Source organism: Streptomyces prunicolor NBRC 13075 (assembly GCF_000367365.1).
Lineage (GTDB): Bacteria > Actinomycetota > Actinomycetes > Streptomycetales > Streptomycetaceae > Streptomyces > Streptomyces prunicolor.
Map to the genome: position 1 here is coordinate 1 of NZ_BARF01000152.1, position 3,898 is coordinate 3,898.

The following is a 3,898-nucleotide window of genomic DNA, read 5'->3' on the forward strand; positions in this document are numbered from 1 at the left end:
GCGGCAGCCCCCAGGTACGCCGAGCCCAACTCCGGCAAGGGCTACCAACCGGCGGTACCCTGACCAGGCACATCCGATCAAGCGTCGCAGACAGTCGCAGACACCCCCTCGGAGGGACACCTCATGCCGCTCGAAGCCGGCCTCCTGGAGATCCTGGCCTGCCCGGCCTGCCACGCCCCCCTCAAGGAGCAGGACACCGAGCTGATCTGCACCGGCGGGGACTGCGGCCTGGCCTACCCCGTCCGGGACGGCATCCCCGTACTGCTCGTCGACGAGGCCCGCCACCCCGCGTAACCGACGACGACGCGATCGGAGGCCGCCGCCCATGCTCGACGAATCGCTGCTCGACTCCCCGGACGCGCTGACCGAGGCCGACCGTCGAGCCCTGCTCCGCGGTGCCGCCGAGGCCGGTGCCCGGGTGCGCACAGCCGCCCGGCACGCCGCCGAGGCCGGCGTCCACGACCTGAAACCGGACGGCCGCCCGCGCGCCATCCTGATCGCGGGCCCCGGCGCCGCCGCCACCTGCGTCGCCGACCTGCTCGGCAAGCTCGCCGGCGCCAGCAGCCCCGTCACCCGCCTCGCACCCACCGGCGTCGCCCCCGCGGCCGGCGCCATGCGCTGGGAGCTCCCGGGCTGGGCCGGCTCCGTGGACCTGCTGCTGATCACCACCCCGGACGGCACCGAACCCGGCCTGTCCCTCCTCGCCGAGCAGGCCTACCGCCGCGGCTGCACGGTCGTCGCCGTAGCACCCACCCGCAGCCCCCTCACCGAGGCGGTGGACGGCGCCCACGGCCTCTTCGTACCGATGGCGACCGCACCGTACGAACACGACGAGCCGTTGGCCGCCTCCGCCCCCGGAGTCCTCTGGGCGCTGCTCACCCCGCTGCTCGCGATCCTGGACCGCACCGGCCTGCTCAGCGCGCCTCCGGAGGCCCTGGAGAAGGTCGCCGACCGGCTCGACCAGGTCGCCGAGCGCTGCGGGCCCGCCGTCGCGACGTACAGCAACCCGGCGAAGACCCTGGCCGCCGAACTCGCCGACTCGCTCCCGGTGATCTGGACGGAGGGCACGTCGGCCGGACCGGCTGGCCGTCGTTTCGCCGCCGCGCTCGCGGAGTTGGCCGGCCGCCCCGCGCTCGTCTCCGAACTCCCCGAGGCGCTCGCCGAGCACAACGCGCTGCTGGCCGGCCCGCTCGCCGCGAGCGCCGACCCCGACGACTTCTTCCGGGACCGCGTCGACGAGGCACCCGCGCTGCACGCACGCGTGGTGCTGCTCCGGGACCGTCCGATCGGCGGTCTCACGGCCGCGCCCACCGCCCGTGACCTGGCCCTCAGCCACGACACGCCGATCAGCGAGCTGGAGCCGGAAGAGGGCGGCGAGTTGGAGACCCTCGCGGAGCTGATCGCCATGACGGATTTCGCCGCCGTTTACCTCGCGCTCGCCTCGGGCGCCTGATCTTGTCGTCGAAGCCCTGAGCCGCCGTACAGCGTCGTACGGGGCGCGAAGCCACGTCGTACCCAGGTTGTCCTCGGGTCGTACGCAGAGAGAACCGGTAGAGAGCCACATGGACCGCCTCGACAACACCGTCCGCCCCTACGCCTGGGGTTCCCTCACCGCCATCCCGAAGCTGCTCGGCGTCGAGCCGAGCGGTGAACCGCAGGCGGAGATGTGGATGGGCGCGCACCCGGGAGCACCCTCACGCACCGCGCGCGGGACGCTCGTCGAGGTCATCGAGGCTGCTCCGGAGCGGGAGTTGGGGGAGAAGGCGGTGGCGAAGTTCGGCCCGCGACTGCCCTTCCTGCTGAAGATCCTCGCCGCCGGCGCCCCGCTCTCCCTCCAGGTGCACCCCAACCTGGAGCAGGCGAAGGAGGGTTACGCCGACGAGGAGCGCCGGGGCATCCCTGTGGACGCCCCGCACCGCAACTACAAGGACGCCAATCACAAGCCCGAACTGATCTGCGCGCTCACGGAGTTCGACGGCCTGTGCGGCTTCCGCGACCCGCTGCGCGCCGCCGACCTGCTGGCCGGCCTCGGCGTCGACTCCCTGAAGCCGTACGTCGATCTCCTGCACGCACACCCCGAGGAAGCCGCCCTGCGCGAGGTCCTCACGGCGATCCTCACCGCCGACCCCGAGGAGATGCGCCACACGGTCACCGCGGCGGCCACCGCCTGCACGCGCCTGGGCGGCGACTACGCCCCCTACGCCGACATCGCCCACCACTACCCGGGCGACCCGGGTGTCATCGCGGCCATGCTCCTGAACTACGTCCGACTCCAGCCCGGCGAGGCCCTGTTCCTCGGCGCCGGCATCCCGCACGCCTACCTCAACGGCCTCGGCGTCGAGATCATGGCCAACTCCGACAACGTCCTGCGTTGCGGCCTCACCCCCAAGCACGTCGACGTCCCCGAACTCCTGCGCATCGTCAACTTCGAGGCGAGCGACCCCGGAGTGCTGCGCCCCGAGGCGTCCCCCGACGGCGAGGAGGTCTACGAGACCCCCATCGACGAGTTCCGGCTGTCCCGGTACGTCCTCCCGGAGGGCACCGGCGCCCACGACCTCACCCTCGGCACCCCGCAGATCCTGCTCTGCACGGCCGGTGCGGTGAAGGCGGGCGAATTCGAACTGGCGCCCGGTCGGTCGGTGTTCGTCCCGGCAGGAGACAGGGCCGAGGTGTCCGGAGCCGGCACGGTCTTCCGCGCCACTGTGATCGTATGACCGGGCCTGTGGATACCTGACGAGCCGTCGCCGGGCAGGGCTGCAAGAATGGCCCACCGGCAAAGGACGGGCAAAGACGTCGGACGGCCCATCCGGGGCAGGCGTCCGACGTAGACGTACGAAGGCGAAGGGACACCGCGAACACATGAGCGCGTCAGGCGGCACCAAGGCGATCGTGGCGGCACTCGGCGCCAATCTCGCGATCGCGGTATCGAAGTTCGTGGCGTTCGCCTTCAGCGGCTCGTCCTCGATGCTCGCCGAGGGCGTCCACTCCCTCGCGGACTCCGGCAACCAGGCCCTGCTTCTGATCGGCGGCAAGAAGGCCCAGCGCGAGGCCACCCCGCAACACCCCTTCGGGTACGGCCGCGAGCGGTACATCTACGCCTTCCTCGTCTCGATCGTCCTCTTCTCCGTCGGCGGCATGTTCGCCGTCTACGAGGGCTACGAGAAGATCAGGCACCCGCACGAACTGGAGCACTGGTACTGGCCGGTGGGCGTCCTGGTGTTCGCGATCATCGCCGAGGGCTTCTCGTTCCGTACGGCCATCAAGGAGTCGAACGAACTGCGCGGCACGCACTCCTGGTCGCAGTTCATCCGCCGCGCCAAGGCCCCCGAGCTGCCGGTCGTCCTCCTGGAGGACTTCGGCGCGCTCATCGGCCTCGTCCTCGCCCTGGGCGGCGTCGGCATGGCCCTGCTCACCGGCGACGGTGTCTGGGACGGCATCGGCACGCTCTGCATCGGCATCCTGCTCATCCTGATCGCCCTGGTCCTGGCCGCCGAGACCAAGTCCCTGCTGCTCGGCGAGTCCGCCGGCATCGAGGACGTCAAGAAGATCGAGACCGCGATCGTCGACGGCCACACGGTCACCGGCATCATCCACATGCGCACGCTCCACCTCGGCCCCGAGGAACTGCTCGTCGCCGCCAAGATCGCCGTTCAGCACGACGACACGGCCACCGAGGTAGCCACCGCGATCAACGCCGCCGAGTCCCGCATCCGCGAAGCCGTCCCGATCGCCCGCGTGATCTACCTCGAACCCGACATCTACAGCGAGTCCGAAGCCACCAAGGGCCCGGACCGCGAAGCCACCCCCGGAGGCCCGGCCCAGCACCCCGCCGAGCACTGAGTCCTTTCGCTGCTACGACAGTGGGGCCCGCCGAAACGTCCGACGGCCCCGCTGCTCC

Annotated in this window: 4 protein-coding genes; all 4 read left to right on the plus strand. The window is 71.4% G+C overall.

Annotated features, from left to right (window positions below):
- The first annotated feature begins 123 nt into the window (after window positions 1-123).
- The 4 genes from SPR02S_RS61450 (at window position 124) to SPR02S_RS52590 (ending at window position 3,840) form a co-directional block, all read left to right on the plus strand.
- Window positions 124-294: a Trm112 family protein gene (locus SPR02S_RS61450; protein ID WP_019065094.1), complete on the plus strand. Its 171-nt coding sequence runs from the start codon at window positions 124-126 to the stop codon at window positions 292-294.
- A gap of 31 nt (window positions 295-325) precedes the next feature.
- A complete protein-coding gene (locus SPR02S_RS52580) occupies window positions 326-1,453 on the plus strand; it encodes an SIS domain-containing protein (protein WP_019065095.1) in 1,128 nt (375 codons plus the stop codon).
- A 109-nt stretch (window positions 1,454-1,562) separates the two neighbouring features.
- A complete protein-coding gene (gene manA, locus SPR02S_RS52585) occupies window positions 1,563-2,714 on the plus strand; it encodes a mannose-6-phosphate isomerase, class I (RefSeq protein WP_019065096.1) in 1,152 nt (383 codons plus the stop codon).
- Between the two features lie 145 nt (window positions 2,715-2,859).
- The gene (locus SPR02S_RS52590; protein WP_019065097.1) at window positions 2,860-3,840 is read left to right on the plus strand and encodes a cation diffusion facilitator family transporter; all 981 of its coding nucleotides are present in this window, start codon (window positions 2,860-2,862) and stop codon (window positions 3,838-3,840) included.
- The last annotated feature ends 58 nt before the right edge of the window (window positions 3,841-3,898 follow it).

Coding starts and splice junctions, on each gene's coding strand:
- SPR02S_RS52580 (WP_019065095.1), top strand. CDS start 326: ATGCTCGACGAATCGCTGCTCGACTCCCCGGACGCGCTGACCGAGGCC.
- manA (WP_019065096.1), top strand. CDS start 1,563: ATGGACCGCCTCGACAACACCGTCCGCCCCTACGCCTGGGGTTCCCTC.
- SPR02S_RS52590 (WP_019065097.1), top strand. CDS start 2,860: ATGAGCGCGTCAGGCGGCACCAAGGCGATCGTGGCGGCACTCGGCGCC.
- SPR02S_RS61450 (WP_019065094.1), top strand. CDS start 124: ATGCCGCTCGAAGCCGGCCTCCTGGAGATCCTGGCCTGCCCGGCCTGC.